This is a genomic window from Tepidimonas sp. (assembly GCF_046292505.1).
GTDB lineage: Bacteria > Pseudomonadota > Gammaproteobacteria > Burkholderiales > Burkholderiaceae_C > Tepidimonas.
Map to the genome: position 1 here is coordinate 35,340 of NZ_JBKBQX010000012.1, position 17,239 is coordinate 52,578.

General features: G+C 68.9%; 18 protein-coding genes. 8 read left to right on the plus strand and 10 right to left on the minus strand.

What is annotated here, in order from left to right; all coding sequences use genetic code 11:
• Positions 1–7: 7 nt before the first annotated feature.
• The 7 genes from gltA to ACK4TH_RS07260 form a co-directional block, all read right to left on the minus strand.
• The gene (gene gltA, locus ACK4TH_RS07230) at positions 8–1,318 is read right to left on the minus strand and encodes a citrate synthase (protein ID WP_409624357.1); all 1,311 of its coding nucleotides are present in this window, start codon (positions 1,316–1,318) and stop codon (positions 8–10) included.
• A gap of 27 nt (positions 1,319–1,345) precedes the next feature.
• On the minus strand, positions 1,346–1,642 hold the full coding sequence (locus ACK4TH_RS07235) for a succinate dehydrogenase assembly factor 2 (protein WP_409624360.1): 297 nt from the start codon (positions 1,640–1,642) through the stop codon (positions 1,346–1,348).
• Between the two features lie 25 nt (positions 1,643–1,667).
• Positions 1,668–2,369, minus strand: coding sequence for a succinate dehydrogenase iron-sulfur subunit (locus tag ACK4TH_RS07240; RefSeq protein WP_068606612.1), 702 nt, complete (start codon positions 2,367–2,369; stop codon positions 1,668–1,670).
• A 24-nt stretch (positions 2,370–2,393) separates the two neighbouring features.
• A complete protein-coding gene (gene sdhA / locus ACK4TH_RS07245; RefSeq protein WP_409624363.1) occupies positions 2,394–4,199 on the minus strand; it encodes a succinate dehydrogenase flavoprotein subunit in 1,806 nt (601 codons plus the stop codon).
• A gap of 3 nt (positions 4,200–4,202) precedes the next feature.
• Complete coding sequence (sdhD, locus tag ACK4TH_RS07250; RefSeq protein WP_409624366.1) at positions 4,203–4,568, minus strand: succinate dehydrogenase, hydrophobic membrane anchor protein; 366 nt, start codon at positions 4,566–4,568, stop codon at positions 4,203–4,205.
• A gap of 25 nt (positions 4,569–4,593) precedes the next feature.
• The gene (sdhC, locus tag ACK4TH_RS07255; RefSeq protein ID WP_409624369.1) at positions 4,594–5,025 is read right to left on the minus strand and encodes a succinate dehydrogenase, cytochrome b556 subunit; all 432 of its coding nucleotides are present in this window, start codon (positions 5,023–5,025) and stop codon (positions 4,594–4,596) included.
• Between the two features lie 150 nt (positions 5,026–5,175).
• Positions 5,176–5,997 carry a GntR family transcriptional regulator gene (locus tag ACK4TH_RS07260; RefSeq protein ID WP_409624372.1) on the minus strand — a complete coding sequence of 274 codons (822 nt, stop codon included), beginning with the start codon at positions 5,995–5,997 and terminating at the stop codon, positions 5,176–5,178.
• Positions 5,998–6,101: 104 nt separating this feature from the next.
• Here ACK4TH_RS07260 and ACK4TH_RS07265 point away from each other — a divergent pair, with 104 nt between their 5' ends.
• The 4 genes from ACK4TH_RS07265 (at position 6,102) to yegQ (ending at position 12,283) form a co-directional block, all read left to right on the plus strand.
• On the plus strand, positions 6,102–7,088 hold the full coding sequence (locus tag ACK4TH_RS07265; RefSeq protein WP_409624375.1) for a malate dehydrogenase: 987 nt from the start codon (positions 6,102–6,104) through the stop codon (positions 7,086–7,088).
• A gap of 17 nt (positions 7,089–7,105) precedes the next feature.
• Positions 7,106–8,119, plus strand: coding sequence for an HpcH/HpaI aldolase/citrate lyase family protein (locus ACK4TH_RS07270; protein ID WP_409624378.1), 1,014 nt, complete (start codon positions 7,106–7,108; stop codon positions 8,117–8,119).
• Between the two features lie 26 nt (positions 8,120–8,145).
• Positions 8,146–10,740, plus strand: coding sequence for a bifunctional aconitate hydratase 2/2-methylisocitrate dehydratase (acnB, locus tag ACK4TH_RS07275; protein WP_409624381.1), 2,595 nt, complete (start codon positions 8,146–8,148; stop codon positions 10,738–10,740).
• An 85-nt stretch (positions 10,741–10,825) separates the two neighbouring features.
• Complete coding sequence (yegQ, locus tag ACK4TH_RS07280; protein ID WP_409624384.1) at positions 10,826–12,283, plus strand: tRNA 5-hydroxyuridine modification protein YegQ; 1,458 nt, start codon at positions 10,826–10,828, stop codon at positions 12,281–12,283.
• Between the two features lie 13 nt (positions 12,284–12,296).
• On the opposite strand, the gene ACK4TH_RS07285 is transcribed toward yegQ, so the two are convergent.
• From ACK4TH_RS07285 to ACK4TH_RS07295, 3 genes are read right to left on the minus strand one after another with little or no spacing between them, the layout of a single operon-like run.
• Positions 12,297–13,262, minus strand: a complete 966-nt coding sequence (locus tag ACK4TH_RS07285) for a cyanophycinase (RefSeq protein WP_409624387.1) — start codon at positions 13,260–13,262, stop codon at positions 12,297–12,299.
• A 7-nt stretch (positions 13,263–13,269) separates the two neighbouring features.
• Positions 13,270–14,565, minus strand: coding sequence for a glutamate-1-semialdehyde 2,1-aminomutase (gene hemL / locus ACK4TH_RS07290; protein WP_409624390.1), 1,296 nt, complete (start codon positions 14,563–14,565; stop codon positions 13,270–13,272).
• Positions 14,562–15,431 carry a hydroxymethylpyrimidine/phosphomethylpyrimidine kinase gene (locus tag ACK4TH_RS07295; RefSeq protein WP_409624393.1) on the minus strand — a complete coding sequence of 290 codons (870 nt, stop codon included), beginning with the start codon at positions 15,429–15,431 and terminating at the stop codon, positions 14,562–14,564. The genes hemL and ACK4TH_RS07295 overlap by 4 nt, the downstream gene beginning before the upstream one ends.
• A 62-nt stretch (positions 15,432–15,493) precedes the next feature.
• On the opposite strand from ACK4TH_RS07295, the gene ACK4TH_RS07300 reads away from it, so the two are divergent.
• The 4 genes from ACK4TH_RS07300 to ACK4TH_RS07315 are packed head-to-tail and all read left to right on the plus strand — an operon-like array spanning position 15,494 to position 17,081.
• The gene (locus tag ACK4TH_RS07300; RefSeq protein WP_082955266.1) at positions 15,494–15,670 is read left to right on the plus strand and encodes a rubredoxin; all 177 of its coding nucleotides are present in this window, start codon (positions 15,494–15,496) and stop codon (positions 15,668–15,670) included.
• A 28-nt stretch (positions 15,671–15,698) separates the two neighbouring features.
• The gene (locus ACK4TH_RS07305; protein ID WP_409624397.1) at positions 15,699–16,106 is read left to right on the plus strand and encodes a response regulator; all 408 of its coding nucleotides are present in this window, start codon (positions 15,699–15,701) and stop codon (positions 16,104–16,106) included.
• A 20-nt stretch (positions 16,107–16,126) separates the two neighbouring features.
• Complete coding sequence (locus tag ACK4TH_RS07310; RefSeq protein ID WP_409624400.1) at positions 16,127–16,519, plus strand: PleD family two-component system response regulator; 393 nt, start codon at positions 16,127–16,129, stop codon at positions 16,517–16,519.
• Positions 16,503–17,081 carry a chemotaxis protein CheW gene (locus ACK4TH_RS07315; RefSeq protein ID WP_409624403.1) on the plus strand — a complete coding sequence of 193 codons (579 nt, stop codon included), beginning with the start codon at positions 16,503–16,505 and terminating at the stop codon, positions 17,079–17,081. Before ACK4TH_RS07310 ends, ACK4TH_RS07315 begins: the two co-directional genes overlap by 17 nt.
• The last annotated feature ends 158 nt before the right edge of the window (positions 17,082–17,239 follow it).

Here is a 17,239-nt window from a genome sequence, read left to right on the forward strand (position 1 = left end):
GGACCGATCAGCGCTGGGCGATCGGCACGACGTCGCGCTTGGCCGCGCCGGTGAAGAGCTGGCGCGGGCGGCCGATCTTGTACTCGGGGTCGCTGATCATCTCGTTGAGCTGGGCGATCCAGCCCACGGTGCGCGCCAGCGCGAAGATGCCGGTGAACAGGTTGACCGGAATGCCGATGGCGCGTTGCACGATGCCGGAGTAGAAGTCCACGTTGGGGTAGAGCTTGCGCTGCACGAAGTAGTCGTCTTCCAGCGCGATTTTCTCCAGCGTCTTGGCCAGCTTGAACAGCGGATCGTTCTCCAGCCCCAGCTCGCCCAGCACTTCGTTGCAGGTCTCCTGCATCAGCTTGGCGCGCGGGTCGTAGTTCTTGTAGACGCGGTGGCCAAAGCCCATCAGGCGCACGCCCGAGTTCTTGTCCTTGACCTTGGCGATGAATTCGCCGATCTTGTCCACGCCGCCCATGGCCTGGATTTCTTCCAGCATGTTCAGGCACGCCTCGTTGGCGCCGCCGTGGGCCGGACCCCACAGGCAGGCCACGCCGGCGGCGATGGCCGCAAACGGGTTGGTGCCGGAGCTGCCGCACAGGCGCACCGTGGAGGTCGAGGCGTTTTGCTCGTGGTCCGCGTGCAGGATGAAGATGCGGTCCATCGCGCGCTCGAGCACCGGGTTGACCTTGTACTCCTCGCACGGTGTGCCGAACATCATGCGCAGGAAGTTGCCGGCGTAGCTCAGGTCGTTGCGCGGATACATGTACGGCTGGCCGATGCCGTACTTGTAGGCCATGGCCACCAGCGTGGGCAGCTTGGCGATCAGGCGGATGGCCGCAATCTCGCGATGCTGCGGGTTGTTGATGTCGGTGCTGTCGTGGTAGAAGGCCGACATGGCGCCGACCAGGCCCGTGAGCACCGCCATCGGGTGCGCATCGCGGCGGAAGCCGCGCAGGAAGAACTGCATCTGCTCGTTGACCATGGTGTGCATGGTCACGCGCTGGCTGAAGTCGGCCTTTTGCTGGGCGTTGGGCAGCTCACCGTACAGCAGCAGATAGCAGGTTTCGAGATAGTCGCACTGTGTGGCGAGCTGCTCGATGGGGTAGCCGCGGTAGAGCAGCTCGCCCTTGTCGCCGTCGATGTAGGTGATGGACGACTGGCACGACGCCGTGGACAGGAACCCGGGGTCGTAGGTGAACATGCCGGTCTGGGCGTAGAGCTTGCGGATGTCGATCACGTCCGGACCCACGGTGCCGGAGTAGATCGGCAGCTCGACGCTGGGCGCGCCGTTGGAAAACGACAGCGTGGCTTTGTGGTCTTGAAGTTTCATGCGGATTCCTAGGGTCTAGCGGGGGAGCTACGGGGATGACGGCGCATCGGCCCGCGGCGGGGTGCGCAGCAGGGCCAGCACGTCGACGACCTCGGGGGCCGCCAGCGCGCCGTCGGGCTCGCGGCGGCGCAGCAACAGGTCGAGCAGATCGTTGTCGCTGAGGTCCATCAGCGCTTCGAGGCCGCGGGCCTGCCGCACGGTGAGGGCCTCGCCATGCCGATCGAAGAAGCGCTCGATGAACAGGTCGTTTTCGAGCAGACCGCGGCGACAACGCCAGCGCAGCTTGCTGAGCTGGCGTTCGTCGAGCCGTGCGCGGTCGTCCATGGCCGGGTCCGTGAGCGCGGGGCGGTCAGACGGCGCGGCGCACCATCAGTTCCTTGATCTTGCCGATGGCCTTGGTGGGGTTGAGCCCCTTGGGGCACACATCGACACAGTTCATGATGGTGTGGCAGCGGAACAGCCGGTACGGGTCTTCCAGGTTGTCCAGCCGCTCGCTGGTGGCCTGATCGCGGCTGTCGGCGATGAAGCGGTAGGCCTGCAGCAGGCCGGCCGGGCCGACGAACTTGTCCGGGTTCCACCAGAAGCTCGGGCAACTGGTGGAGCAGCTGGCGCACAGGATGCACTCGTACAGGCCGTTGAGCTCTTCGCGCTCCTCGGGCGATTGCAGGCGCTCCTTTTCGGGCGGCTGGGTCTCGTTGATGAGGTACGGCTTGATCGAGTGGTACTGTTTGAAGAACAGCGTCATGTCCACGATCAGGTCGCGCACCACGGGCAGGCCCGGCAGGGGCTTGAGCACGATGGTGTCGGGCAGCGTGCGCAGGTTGGTCAGACACGCCAGCCCGTTCTTGCCGTTGATGTTCATCGCGTCGGAGCCGCAGACGCCCTCACGGCACGAGCGGCGAAACGCCAGCGTCGGGTCGATTTCCTTGAGCTTGATCAGCGCGTCCAGCAGCATGCGCTCGGTGGTCAGCTCCACCTCCAGCGTCTGCATGTAGGGCTTGGCGTCCTTGTCCGGGTCGTAGCGGTAGATCTTGAAGATGCGTTTGGCCATGGAAAAACCTCCGGCGTGGGGACGTCAGAACGTGCGGACCTTGGGCGGAATCGACTCGACCGTCAGCGGCTTGAGGTTGACCGGCTTGTAGGTCAGGGAGTTGTCGGCGCTGTGCCACAGGGTGTGCTTCATCCACACCTTGTCGTTGCGGCCCAGCGGGCACTCGGCGTCGTCCGGGCCGCGCTCGTAATCCTTGACGGTGTGCGCACCGCGGCACTCGTGGCGGGCGGCGGCGGAGGTCATCGTGGCCTGGGCGGCCTCGATCAGGTTTTCCACCTCCAGCGCCTCCACGCGCGCCGTGTTGAACACCTTGGACTTGTCCTTGAGCACGATGGCGCCGACGCGCTCGCGCAGCGCGTTGATCTTGCGCACACCCTCGTCCATGCTGGCTTGGGTGCGGAAGACCCCCGCGTGCTGCTGCATCGTGGCGCGGATGTCGTTGGCCACGGCCTGCGCATACTCGCCATCGGTGCGCGACTCCAGGCGGCTGAGCCGCTCCAGCGTGCGGTCGGCCGCGTCCTTGGGCAGATTCTTGTGCTCGCGACCGCGGTCGAGGTGGGCCACGATGTGGTTGCCGGCCGCGCGACCGAACACCAGCAGGTCCAGCAGCGAGTTGGTGCCGAGGCGGTTGGCGCCGTGCACCGACACGCACGAGCACTCGCCCACCGCGTACAGGCCGTTGACCACCTTCTGGCCGCCCTGGCCGTCCGGCACGACGACCTGGCCGTTGATGTTGGTCGGGATGCCGCCCATCTGGTAGTGGATGGTCGGCACCACCGGGATCGGCTCCTTGGTGATGTCGACGTTGGCGAAGTTGATCCCGATCTCGTACACCGAGGGCAGGCGCTTGTGGATCGTCTCGGGGCCCAGGTGGTCGAGCTTGAGCAGGATGTAGTCCTTGTTCGGCCCGCAGCCGCGGCCTTCCTTGATCTCCTGGTCCATGCAGCGGCTGACGAAGTCGCGCGGCGCCAGGTCTTTGAGCGTCGGCGCATAGCGCTCCATGAAGCGCTCGCCGTTGCTGTTGAGCAGGATGGCCCCCTCGCCGCGGCAGCCCTCGGTCAGCAGGACGCCCGCGCCAGCCACGCCGGTCGGGTGGAACTGCCAGAACTCCATGTCCTGCAGCGGAATGCCGGCGCGCGCCGCCATGCCCAGGCCGTCGCCCGTGTTGATGAAGGCGTTGGTGCTGGCGGCGTAGATGCGCCCAGCGCCGCCGGTGGCCAGCAGCGTCGCCTTGGCCTCCAGGATATAGACGTCGCCGGTCTCCATCTCCAGCGCGGTCACGCCGACCACGTCGCCGTCGGCGTCGCGGATCAGGTCCAGCGCCATCCACTCGACGAAGAAGGTGGTGCGCGCGGCGACGTTCTGCTGGTACAGCGTGTGCAGCATGGCGTGACCGGTGCGGTCGGCGGCGGCGCAGGCGCGCTGCACCGGTTTTTCGCCATAGTTGGCGGTGTGGCCGCCGAACGGGCGCTGGTAGATGGTGCCGTCCGGGTTGCGGTCGAACGGCATGCCCATGTGCTCCAGCTCGTAGACGACCTTGGGCGCCTCGCGGCACATGAACTCGATGGCGTCCTGGTCACCGAGCCAGTCCGAGCCCTTGACGGTGTCGTAGAAGTGGTAGTGCCAGTTGTCCTCGGACATGTTGCCCAGCGACGCCCCGATGCCGCCCTGGGCGGCCACGGTGTGCGAGCGCGTCGGGAACACCTTGGACAGCACCGCGACGTTGAGGCCGGCGCGCGCCAGCTGCAACGACGCGCGCATGCCGGAGCCACCGGCGCCGACGATCACCACGTCGAAGCGCCGGCGGGGAAGGTTCGCAGTCAGGGTCATGGCTTACAGCCTCCAAAGCACTTGAAACGCCCAGCCCGTGCAACCGACCAGCCAGACGAGGGTGAACACATGCAGGGCCAGGCGCAGGCCCACGGGTTTGACGTAATCCATCCAGATGTCGCGCACACCCACCCAGGCGTGCCACGCCAGCGCGATCACCACGGCAAAGGTGAGGAACTTCATCCACTGCGCCGCAAAGATGCCGGCCCAGGTTTCGTACCCGATGGGGCCGGCCGTGAAGATGACCTGCGCCAGCAGGATCACGGTGAAGAGGGCCATGAGCACCGCCGTGACGCGCTGGACCATCCAGTCGCGCAGGCCATAGTGGGCGCCGGTGACGACGCGCTTGGAGCCGTAGTTGACTGCCATTTGTCGTTACTCCGTCAGGGGAAAATCAGTACAGGCCGAACAGCTTGGCGCCCAGCACGACCGTCAAGCCGATGCTCAGCGCCAGCGTGACGATGGCCGACGAGCGACCGTAGGCCTTGTCCACCTTGTGGGTGGCGTCCATGATGAGGTGGCGCACACCGGCGCAGAAGTGGTGCAGATAGGCCCAGATCAGCGCGAGCGCCACCAGTTTGACGAACCAGCCGGGCAGGAACCCGATCCCCGCAGAGAAGGCCGCCGTGAAGCTGCCGTAGGACAACTCCGATGACAGCGAGGTGTCCATCATCCAGACCACGAACGGCAGCAGCAAGAACATTAGGGCGCCGCTGACACGGTGCAGGATCGACACCCAGCCCGCCGGCGGCAGGCGGTAGGTCGTCAGGTCCTTGAAGGCATTGATGTTGCGGAACTCGGGCCGCGCAGGGCGCAAGGGCGTCATGGGGTTTTCTCCTGGGGGTCAGAACGTGCCACCATGGTCGGCAAGGCCGTTGGCGGCCATGACGGCGAACTCGTTATGGTTCATCAGGTCGCTGACGGGGAACTGTCACATTCTATTGCAATGCAGCATGACGAAGGGGTGGACAAAGGACTAGCTGAGCTCGTTGCGGTAGTGGTGCCGGTCGGTGCGGTACAGGCCGCGGCGCAGTTCCATCGGCACGCCGTTGTAGGTATAGGCCAAGCGTTCCACGCTCAGCAGCGGGGTGCCGGCGGGGACCTGCAGGCGCTCGGCGGCCGTCTCGCTGGCGGCGACCGCCTTGATGCGCTCTTCGGCGCGTACCATGCGCACGCCGAATTGCGTCTCGAACAGGGCATACATGGGGCCGGCGTGCTCGGACAGCGTCTCCAGCGTCAGGCCGCGGAACGGACCGCCGGGCAGCCAGAGATCCTCCAGGATCGTCGGCATGCCCTGGAAGCTGAGCACGCGGCTGACCTGCACCACCGCATCCCCCGCGCGCAGTTGCAGGGCGGCGGCCACCTCGGCACTGGCACGCATGCGCCGGCAGCCCAGCACCTCGCGCATCGCGGGGCCTTCGCTGTCCAGCGTGCCCACGTCGGGGTGCAGCCGCAGAAAACGGTACTGGATGTGCTGCTCGGCGTGGGTGGCGACGAAGGTGCCCTTGCCTTGCCGGCGCACCAGCAGGTTGTCGGCCGCCAGCTCGTCGATGGCCTTGCGCACCGTGCCCTGGCTGACCTTGAAGCGGGCGGCCAGCTCGGTTTCGCTGGGGATCAGGTCCCCCGGTTTCCATTCGCCGGCCTGCAGGCTGTGCAGGATGAGCGTCTTGATCTGCTGATAGAGCGGACTGAAGGCGGGCGTGGAGGTGCTGGCGGCTGGCGCGGCGCCGACGGCCGAACCCTCCGCGCCCAAGGCGGGGGTCGGGGGGCGGGCGGACAGCGGGCCGTCGGGTCTCATGGTCGCAATCATATCTTATATAAGACATAAGACAAATTGACGCCTCCGGGTTTACCAGAGTACACTCGCGCCGTTCATCCCCACGTTCCCCTTTGGAGATTTCCATGAGCAAAAAGCCCGTCCGCGTGGCCGTCACCGGTGCCGCCGGCCAGATTGGTTATGCGCTGCTGTTTCGCATCGCTTCCGGCGAGATGCTGGGCAAGGACCAGCCGGTGATTCTGCAGTTGCTCGAGATTCCCGACGAGAAAGCGCAAAAAGCCCTCAAGGGCGTGATGATGGAGCTGGAGGACTGCGCCTTCCCGCTGTTGGCCGGGATGGAGGCGCACAGCGACCCGATGGGTGCGTTCAAGGACACCGACTACGCGCTGCTGGTCGGCGCGCGTCCGCGCGGCCCCGGCATGGAGCGCAAGGACCTGCTGGCCGCCAATGCGCAGATCTTTACGGTGCAGGGCAAGGCCCTCAACGCCGTGGCGTCGCGCAACGTCAAGGTGCTGGTCGTGGGCAACCCGGCCAACACCAACGCCTACATCGCCATGAAGTCGGCGCCCGACCTGCCGGCGAAGAACTTCACCGCGATGCTGCGCCTGGACCACAACCGCGCCGCGTCGCAGATCGCGGCCAAGACCGGCAAGCCGGTCTCCAGCATCGAGAAGCTGTGCGTGTGGGGCAATCACTCGCCGACGATGTACGCCGACTACCGCTTCGCCACCATCGAGGGCCAGTCGGTCAAGGCGATGATCAACGACGAGGACTGGAACCGCAACGTTTTCCTGCCCACGGTCGGCAAGCGCGGTGCGGCCATCATCGAGGCGCGCGGCCTGTCGTCGGCGGCCTCGGCCGCCAATGCTGCCATCGACCACATGCGCGACTGGGCGCTGGGCACGAACGGCAAGTGGGTGACCATGGGTATCCCGTCGCAGGGCTGGTACGGCATTCCGCAAGACGTCATGTTCGGCTTCCCGGTCACCTGTGCCAACGGTGAGTACACGGTGGTCGAAGGCCTGCCGATCGACGACTTCAGCCAGCAGTGCCTGAACAAGACCCTGGCCGAGCTGGAAGAAGAGCGCCAGGGCGTCGCGCACCTGATCTGAACAGGACGGACGCGCGCATGTCCACGCCCCCGTCGGCCCCATCGCGCCATCCGCGCGAGGTGTTGCTTGGGGCCCAGGCCGGGGCGGTCTGGCTGCCGGCCTGCGACCACTATGCAGGTGTCGAGGCACGCATGCGCAAGAGCCTGGACCTGCAGGCCGAGTGGTCTGCGCGCCACGGGACGTGCCTGTTCGACGTCACGCTGGATTGCGAGGACGGCGCCCCGGTGGGGGGCGAGGCCGAGCACGCCGCGCTGGTGGTCGAACTGGTGCGCGGGCTGGACTGGGCCGCGCCGGTGCCCCCGCGCGTGGGTGTGCGGGTGCACCCGGTCGACCACCCGGCCTTCGAGGCCGACGTGGCCACCATCGTCGGCGCCGTCGGCGCGCGCCTGACGCACGTGATGATCCCGAAGGTCGAGTCGGTGGCCGACGTCGCGCGTGCCGTGGCGGCGGTCGATGCCGCCGGCGCGCCCGCGCTGCCGCTGCACGCGCTGATCGAGTCGCCGGCGGCGGTGCACCGCGCGTTCGACATCGCCGCGCATCCGCGCGTGGCGTCGCTCAGCTTTGGGCTGATGGACTTCGTCTCCGCGCACGGCGGGGCGATTCCCGCCGCGGCGATGACGGTGCAGGGGCAGTTCGAGCATCCGCTGGTCTGTCGTGCCAAGCTGGAGATCGCCAGCGCCGCACATGCGCACGGCAAGGTGCCGTCGCACGGCGTGGTGACCGAGTTTCGCGACCGCGACGCGGTGCGGCGCGCCGCCGAGCGCGCCGCCGGGGCTTTCGGCTACACGCGCATGTGGAGCATCCACCCCGACCAGATCGAGCCCATCGTCGCGGCGTTTCGGCCGCGACCCGATGAGGTCGAGCAGGCTGCCGAGATCATCGGCCGCGCCGCCGCGGCCGATTGGGCCCCGATATCCCACCAGGGGCATTTGCACGACCGCGCGTCTTTCCGCTACTTTTGGCAGGTGCTGGAGCGGGCCCACGCCACCGGCGTGGCGCTGCCCGAGACGGTGCGCGGCCACTTTCGATGAGATTTCCACCGACTGGAGCACACACCATGTTGCAAGCCTATCGTGACCATGTGGCCGAGCGCGCCGCGCTGGGCATCCCGCCGCTGCCGCTGAATGCGCAGCAGACGGCCGACCTGATCGAGCTGATCAAGAACCCGCCCGCGGGCGAGGATCCGCAGTTTCTGCTGGACCTGCTGACGCATCGCGTGCCGCCGGGGGTGGACGATGCGGCCAAGGTCAAGGCCTCGTTCCTGGCCGCCGTGGCCCATGGCGACATCCAGGTCGGGCTGATCAGCAAGGCCAAAGCGACCGAGTTGCTCGGCACGATGGTGGGCGGCTACAACGTCAAGCCGCTGATCGACTTGCTGGACGACGCCGAGGTGGCGCCGATCGCGGCCGAGGGTCTGAAGAAGACGCTGCTGATGTTCGACGCCTTCCACGACGTGGCCGAGAAGGTGCAGGCGGGCAACGCGCTCGCGCGCGCCGTCATGCAGAGCTGGGCGGATGCGGAGTGGTTCCTGTCGCGTCCGGAAGTGCCGAAGAAAATCACCGTCACCGCCTTCAAGGTGCCTGGCGAGACCAACACCGACGATCTCTCGCCCGCGCCGGACGCCTGGAGCCGCCCGGACATCCCGCTGCACGCGCTGGCGATGCTGAAGAACAAGCGCCCGGACGCGCCGTTCGAGCCGGACGAGGACGGCAAGCGCGGCCCGATCAGCGTGCTGCAAAAGCTCAAGGAGAAGGGCCACCTGGTGGCCTACGTCGGCGACGTGGTGGGCACCGGCTCCAGCCGCAAGTCGGCCACCAACAGCGTCATTTGGTGGACCGGCCACGACATTCCCTACGTGCCCAACAAGCGCTACGGCGGCGTCACGCTGGGCGGCAAGATCGCGCCGATCTTCTTCAACACGCAGGAGGACTCCGGCTCGTTGCCGATCGAGGTGGATGTCAGCAAGATCGAGTTCGGTGACGTCATCGACATCTACCCCTACGACGGCAAGATCGAGAAGAACGGTGAGGTCATCGCCACCTTCCAGCTCAAGAGCGAGGTGCTGCTGGACGAGGTGCGTGCCGGCGGCCGCATCAACCTGATCATCGGCCGCGGCCTGACGGGCAAGGCGCGCGAGTTCCTGGGTCTGCCGGCCTCCACGGTGTTTCGCCTGCCCAAGGCGCCGGTGGACAGCGGCAAGGGCTACACGCTGGCGCAAAAGATGGTGGGTCGCGCCTGCGGGCTGCCGGAAGGCAAGGGCATCCGCCCCGGCACCTACTGCGAGCCCAAGATGACCACCGTCGGCAGCCAGGACACGACCGGCCCGATGACGCGCGACGAGCTCAAGGACCTGGCCTGCCTGGGCTTCTCGGCCGATCTGGTGATGCAGTCGTTCTGCCACACGGCGGCCTATCCGAAGCCGGTGGACGTCAAGATGCACCGCGAGCTGCCGGCCTTCATCAGCAGCCGCGGCGGCGTCAGCCTGCGCCCGGGCGACGGCGTCATCCACTCGTGGCTCAACCGCATGCTGTTGCCCGACACGGTCGGCACCGGCGGCGACAGCCACACGCGCTTCCCGATCGGTATCAGCTTCCCGGCTGGCTCCGGGCTGGTGGCGTTTGCCGCCGCCACTGGCGTCATGCCGCTGGACATGCCCGAGAGCGTGCTGGTGCGCTTCAAGGGCCAGATGCAGCCCGGCATCACGCTGCGTGACCTGGTGCACGCCATTCCCTACTACGCCATCAAGCAGGGCCTGCTGACGGTGGAGAAGAAGGGCAAGAAGAACATCTTCTCCGGCCGTATCCTGGAGATCGAGGGTCTGCCCGATCTGAAGGTGGAGCAGGCGTTCGAGCTGTCGGACGCCTCGGCCGAGCGCTCGGCGGCGGGCTGCACGATCAAGCTCAATAAGGAACCGATCATCGAGTACCTGCAGAGCAACATCGTGCTGCTCAAGAACATGATCGCCGACGGCTACCAGGACGCCCGCACGCTGGCCCGCCGCATCAAGGCGATGGAGGCGTGGCTGGCCAAGCCGGAGCTGCTGGAGGCCGACCCCGACGCCGAATACGCCGCCGTGATCGAGATCGACCTCAACGAGATCAAGGAGCCGATCCTGTGTTGCCCCAACGACCCGGACGATGCGCGCCCGCTGTCGGAGGTGGCCGGCACCAAGATCGACGAGGCCTTCATCGGCTCGTGCATGACCAACATCGGCCACTTCCGCGCCGCGGCCAAGCTGCTGCACGGCCAGCGTGACATCCCGGTGCGGCTGTGGGTGGCGCCGCCGACCAAGATGGATCAGAACGAGCTCATCAAGGAAGGCTACTACGCCACCTTCGGCACCGCCGGCGCGCGCACCGAGATGCCCGGCTGCAGCCTGTGCATGGGCAACCAGGCGCAGGTGCGCGAGGGCGCCACGGTCGTCTCCACCAGCACCCGCAACTTCCCCAACCGCCTGGGCCGCAACACCAACGTGTTCCTGGCCTCGGCGGAGCTGGCGGCGATCGCCTCGCGCCTGGGGCGCCTGCCGACGGTGGAGGAGTACATGGCCGAGATGGGCGTCATCAACCAGAAGGCCGGCGAGGTCTACCGCTACATGAACTTCGACCAAATCGAGGAGTACGCGGAGACCGCCAAGGCCGTGACGGTCTGACGCCGCGGCGTTTGCCCTGCCGAACGGCCCCCTCGGGGGCCGTTTTTCGTTTGCCCCGCTCGCGAGCGGGCCGCTACCATTACGCATGACTTTGCGGATTCCCGAACTGCTGCTGCCGGCTGGATCGCTGGCGCACCTGCGCGCGGCCTTCGACTTCGGCGCCGATGCCGTCTACGCCGGCCAGCCGCGCTACTCGCTGCGCGCGCGCAACAACGAATTTCGCCTCGAGCAGATCGCGCAGGGCATCGCCGAGGCGCACGCGCGCGGCAAGCGCTTCTTCGTCACCAGCAACCTGATCGCGCACAACGACAAGGTGCGCACCTACCTGCGCGACCTGGCGCCGGTGGTGGCGCTGCGGCCGGATGCGCTGATCATGGCCGACGCGGGCCTGATCATGCTGGTGCGCGAGGAGATGGAACGCGGCCGCTGGCCCGAGGTGCCCATCCACCTGTCGGTGCAGGCCAACACCACCAACTGGGCGGCGGTGAAGTTCTGGCAGCGCGCCGGGGTGGCGCGCATCATCCTGAGCCGCGAGCTGAGCCTGGAGGAGATCGCGCAGATCCGCGACGCCTGCCCGGACGTGGAGCTGGAGGTGTTCGTGCACGGCGCGCTGTGCATCGCCTACTCCGGGCGCTGCCTGCTGAGCGGCTACTTCAACCGCCGCGACCCCAACCAGGGCACCTGCACCAACGCCTGCCGCTGGGGCTACCGCACGCACGCGACCGCCGGGACCGACGCCGGCGACGTGCAGCCGCTGGCCCCCACGGGCTGCAGCACCGGCTGCGGTGGCGCGGCGGGCACGGACGGCGAGGGCGAAGCGGCACGCCTGGGCGCCGACTTCGACTTCGCGCGCGAGCAGGCGCAGGCCGAGGCGCAGTGGCAAGCGGCGCCGGCCACCACCGGCGACGGGCGGCGCCATCCGCTGGCGGACCGCGTCTGGCTGCTGGAGGAGACCTCGCGCCCCGGCGAGCTGATGCCGGTGATGGAGGACGAGCACGGCACCTACATCCTCAACAGCCGCGACCTGCGCGCGGTGGAGTATGTGGGGCGGTTGGTGCGCATCGGCGTCGACTCGCTCAAGATCGAGGGCCGCACCAAGAGCGTGTACTACGTGGCGCGCACCGCGCAGGTGTACCGGCGCGCGATCGACGACGCGGTGGCGGGCCGGCCGTTCGACCCCAGCCTGCTGGCGGAGTTGGAGGGGCTGGCCAGCCGCGGCTACACCAGCGGACTGCTGGAGCGCCGGCCGGCGCAGGACTATCAGAACTACGCCAGCGGTCATTCCGCGCCCACCCGCAGCCAGTATGTGGGGGACGTCGTTGGTGTGCGCGCCGACGGCTGGGCCGAGGTGGAGACGAAGAACCGCTTTGCCGTCGGCGACCGGCTGGAGGTCATCCACCCGCGCGGCAACCGCGTGGTGACGCTGGCGGCGATGCAGGACGCCGAGGGGCGTGCGATCGAGGTGGCGGCCGGCAATCCGCTGCGCGTCTGGGTGCCGCTGGAGGGGCCGGCCCACGGGGCCTTGCTGGCCCGTTTGCTGTGATGGGGCGCAGGCCTCAGCCCCGGATGGGACCGGGGCGAACCAGCAACTCGAGCGCCTGCCGCAGGGCCGGTGGCGGGGCAGGCGTGTCCGGGTCGGTGTCCACCAGCTCGTAGCGGGTGCCGGCCGGCAGCAGGTGCACGCGCACGTCCAGCAGCTGCAGCGGCTGCTCGGGATCCGCCTCGCGCACGTTGGAGCGCATCTGGCGACCGTCCACCAGGGTCACGGCGCCGTTGCCCAGGACTTCGATGGCCCGGCCGCGCTCGATCAGCAGCGCGGTGTCCTCGTCGATGCCCACGCCCAGCAGATCCGGCCGCAGGGCGAGCGCCGACAGCAACCGTCCGAGGCGGTGCCGCTCGTTGAAGTGCTGGTCGATGATGGCGCTGGCGAGCAGCCCCAGGCCGATGTCGAGCGACACCGCGTCGCGGTAGGGCCGCAGCGTGGGCTCGCCAATGGCCAGCATTTGCCGCGACAGCGCTGCCGCCCCCGCGCTGGTGCCGCCGATGCAGCAGCCGCGCACATGGAAGGCCAGGTGCAGGGCGCGCGCCGCCGCGGTCTCCCACAGCGCGGCCATGAGCCGGCGCTGGTCGCCGCCGCTCAGGTAGATGCCGTCGGCGTCGAGGATGCGCTGCACCGCTGCGGGGTCGTTGGCCTCCTCGGCGCTGCGGAAGTCGAGCGGCTCGACGCGCTGCGCCCCCAGCTCCTCGAAGACGCGGCGGTAGCCTTCCCAGGCGGCAGCCGGATCACTGCTGGCGGCGGTCAGCACCAGCAGGCGCGCCTGCGGGCCGCCGCTGATCTCCAGAAAGCGGCGCAGGATCAGCCGGTCGCGCTGGCGATCCTCGGCTCCGCCGACCGCGATCAGATGGCCGTAGCGGCGACGGGCGGGGACGGCGTGCCCGATGCCGGGCAGGCCCAGCACCCCAGCCAGTCCTGCGGCCAGACTGCTAGCCACGCCCAGCACACAGTCACGACGGGTGGGCATGCGCGGCTTACAGGGTGGTCAAAACGGCGCGCGCGGCCTGCAACGTCGCCTCGATGTCGGCCTCGGCGTGAGCCGCGCTGACGAAGCCGGCCTCGTACAGCGCCGGGGCGAAGTAGACGCCGCGCTCCAGCATCCCGTGAAAGAAGCGGTTGAAGCGCTGTGCGTCGCTGGCCATCACCTGCGCGTAGTTTTGCGGCAGCTCGGGCAGCAGGAAGAAGCCGAACATGCCGCCTTCGCTGTCGACGCTGAACGGCACGCCGGCGCGGTCGGCCTCGGCCTTCAGGCCTTCCACCAGCGCACGCGTGCGCGCCGCCAGTTGCTCGAAGAAGCCCGGGCGCTGGATGACGCGCAGCGTGGCCAGCCCGCAGGCCGTGGCCACCGGGTTGCCCGACAGCGTGCCGGCCTGATAGACCGGCCCGAGCGGGGCGAGCTGTTCCATCACCGCGCGCTTGCCGCCGAAGGCCGCCAGCGGCATGCCGCCGCCGATGACCTTGCCCATCACCGTCATGTCCGGCGCAAAGCCCGGGATCAGGCGCGCGTAGAGGCTTTGCGCACCGCCCAGCGCGACGCGAAAGCCGGTCATGACCTCGTCGAACACCAGCAGCGCGCCGTGCTGCGTGCACAGCTCACGGCAGCGGCGCATGAACGGCACGCTGGCGCGCACGAAGTTCATGTTGCCGGCGATCGGCTCGATCATCAGCGCGGCGATCTGCGGCCCATGCTCGGCGAAGGCCGCTTCCAGCTGCTCGACGTTGTTGTATTCGAGCACCAGCGTGTGCTGCACCACCTCCGGCGGCACGCCGGCGCTGGTGGGGTGACCGAAGGTCGCCAGCCCCGAGCCGGCCTTGACCAGCAGCGCGTCCGCATGGCCGTGGTAGCAGCCCTCGAACTTGATGATCTTGGGCCGGCCGGTGACGCCGCGCGCCAGGCGGATCGCGCTCATGCCGGCCTCGGTGCCGGAGCTGACCAGGCGCACCATCTCCAGGCTCGGCAGCAGGCGGATGATGGCTTCGGCGAGTTCGATCTCGCGCTCGGTGGGCGCGCCGAACGAAAAACCGTCGCGCACGGCGGCCTGCACCGCCTCGACCACCTCCGGATGGCCGTGGCCGAGAATCATCGGCCCCCACGAGCCGATGTAGTCGATGTAGCGCCGCCCGTCGGCGTCCCAGAAGTAGGGGCCTTCGGCGCGGGTGATGAAGCGCGGCGTGCCGCCGACGGCGCGGAAGGCGCGCACCGGCGAGTTGACGCCGCCGGGGATGACGGCCTTGGCGCGGTCGAACAAGAGTTGATTGCGGTCGGTCATGGTGAGGGAGAGGATTCGTCCGGGGCGTCGGCACTGTCGTCGTCGGCCCAGAACAGTCGGTCGGGCACGGCGTGGCCCATGCCGGGCTGAAAGCCATGGGCCAGCGCCTGGTCCAGGTAGCCCAGCGCCTCGGCGCCGGCTTGCGAGAGCTCGCTACCGTGTGCCAGCAGCGCGGTCAGGGCGGCGGAGAGCGTGTCGCCAGCCCCGATGAAGGTGGCGTCGATGCGCTCGAACTCGGCGTGGGCGAGCACGACCTCGGGCGAGGCCAGATGGTTGTCGATGCGCTCGCCGCGCGCCTGGCCCGTGACCAGGGTGTAGGGCACGCCGTGCACCGCCGCCGCGCGGGCGATGTCGCGCGGGCCGGGCGGGCGCTCGTCGTCCCAATCGGGCAGCAGCCAGCGCGCCAGGGTGTGGTGGTTGCCCACCAGCACATCGGTCTGGGGCAGCACCAACGCCTCGCAGGCTTCCAGGTAGGCCTCGCGCTCGCCGTCGGTCCACCAGGCCAGCTCGGGCAGGTAGGTGACCACGGGCAGTTCGTCGTAGTCGCTCAGGATGGCGCCGATGGCGGCCAGCCCGGCCGGACTGCCGGCAAAGCCCACCTTGATCGCCGCCACGGACACGTCTTCCAGCACGGCACGGGCTTGATCGTCGATCCAGTCGGCCTCCAGCGCATGGTGGCCGTGCAGGTGGCGCGTGTCGCGCAACCACACGCAAGTGGCCACCGGCAGCACATGGCATGACGCGCTGGCGATGGCGGTCTGGTCGGCCGCCAGTCCGCCGGCGCCGCTGGGGTCGCTGGCATTGAAGCACAGCACGCAAGGCGGGCGGGCCGGCGCTTCGCTGGCAGCGGTCGGGGTCTCGGGCATGGGGCGCGGGGGCCGTGGCTACAATGAGCCCATTCTACTTGGACGCGCCTGACCCACCTGCCATGACCACCCCAAACCGTACCTGGATGTGCCTGATCTGCGGCTGGATTTACGACGAGGCGGCGGGCGACCCCGAGCATGGCATCGCGCCGGGCACCCGCTGGGAGGACGTGCCGGTCAACTGGACCTGCCCGGAATGCGGCGCGCGCAAGGAAGATTTCGAGATGGTGCAGATCTGACACCCCGCCCCCGACGCCCGCACCGGCCATGGACCCCCGCCCTGCCACGACTCGCAAGGTGCTGGTGGTCGACGACAGCCTGACCGTGCGCCGCAGCGCCGAGCGCGCCTTGCGCGGCGGGGGGCACGAGGTGTTGCTGGCGGCCGACGGCTTCGAGGCGCTGGCGCTGATCCACGACTTTGCGCCGGACTTGGTCTTTTGCGACATTCTGATGCCGCGGCTGGACGGCTACCAGACCTGCGCCATCATCAAGCGCCACCCGCGCTTTGCGGCCGTGCCGGTGGTGATGCTGTCCTCGCGCGATGGGGTGTTTGACATTGCGCGTGCCCGCTTGGCCGGCGCCAGCGATCATCTGCCCAAGCCGTTCACGGCCGAGGGGCTGCTGGAGGCGGTGGCGCGCTACGCCCCTGCCGGCGCGGTGGCGGAGGCGCCGTAGCGGGCGGCGGAGCGGCGGCCGTGAAGGACATCCTGGTGGTCGACGATTCGCGCACCGAGCAGGTGTATCTGCGCCATCTGCTCACGCGCCATGGCTACCAAGTGCGCAGCGCCTACGATGCCGAGCAGGCGTGGCGCGCGCTCGAGGCCCAACGGCCCGACCTGATTCTGATGGATGTGGTCATGCCGGGGACCAACGGCTTTGCGCTCACCCGAACGATTGCCCGCCATCCGGCCTATGCCGGTGTGCCCATCGTCATCTGCTCCAGCAAGCGCCAGGAGACCGATCGCGTCTGGGGCCTGCGGCAGGGGGCGCGCGATTATCTGACCAAGCCGCTCGATCCGGCCGTGCTGCTCGGCAAGATCGAGGCGATTCTGGCGGCCAGCGGAGAGGGCGATGGCGGCGCCGGTTGAGCATTCGGCACAGCGCTCGCATGGTCTGTCGGCGTTTCAGGCCGATCTGGCCCGGCGGCTCGCGGCGGCTGTGCGCGAGCCGGTGCGCCCGGGCTGGATGGCCTTGAGTTGGCGGGGCGTCGAGGTGCTGCTGCCCCTCACCGATGCCAGCGAGATCGTGTCCCCCCTGCCGGTGCAGCCGCTGCCGCACACCCGACCGTGGGTGCGGGGTGTCGCCGGTGTGCGCGGGGCGGTGGTCGCCCTCATCGACTGGGTCGAGGCGCTGGGTCTGCCGCCTGCCGGTGGTGTGGGTGGCCCGCACTGGCCCGTGCCGACCCACTGGCTGATCCTGGCCCCCGCCACCGGTTTGCCCCTGGCGCTGTGCGTGGACCGGCTGCCGGGGCTGCGCGGCCCCGCGCCGTTGACGCCGGCTGCTGCGCCGGACCCATGGCGCAGCGCTTGGCGGGACGCCGATGGCCGGGTGTATCCCCAAATGGACGCCGCCCTGATCCGCGACCGCATCGCCCCAGGGGGGCTGCACCAGCCCGCCTGGGCACCGCCACCGAGGACCGACCATGTTTGATGCCCTGCGCCAGCGCGCCGCTCCCTCCCGCGCCCCGGTCGCGGACGATGTGCCGTCCGGGCTCGACTCCACGCTGGGCGAGGTGGGGTCGACCCTGGGGGACTCGACCTACGCCCGTCCCTCCGCCGCGGGGCGCGGGGGCCCGTCCGCCCGCGGCC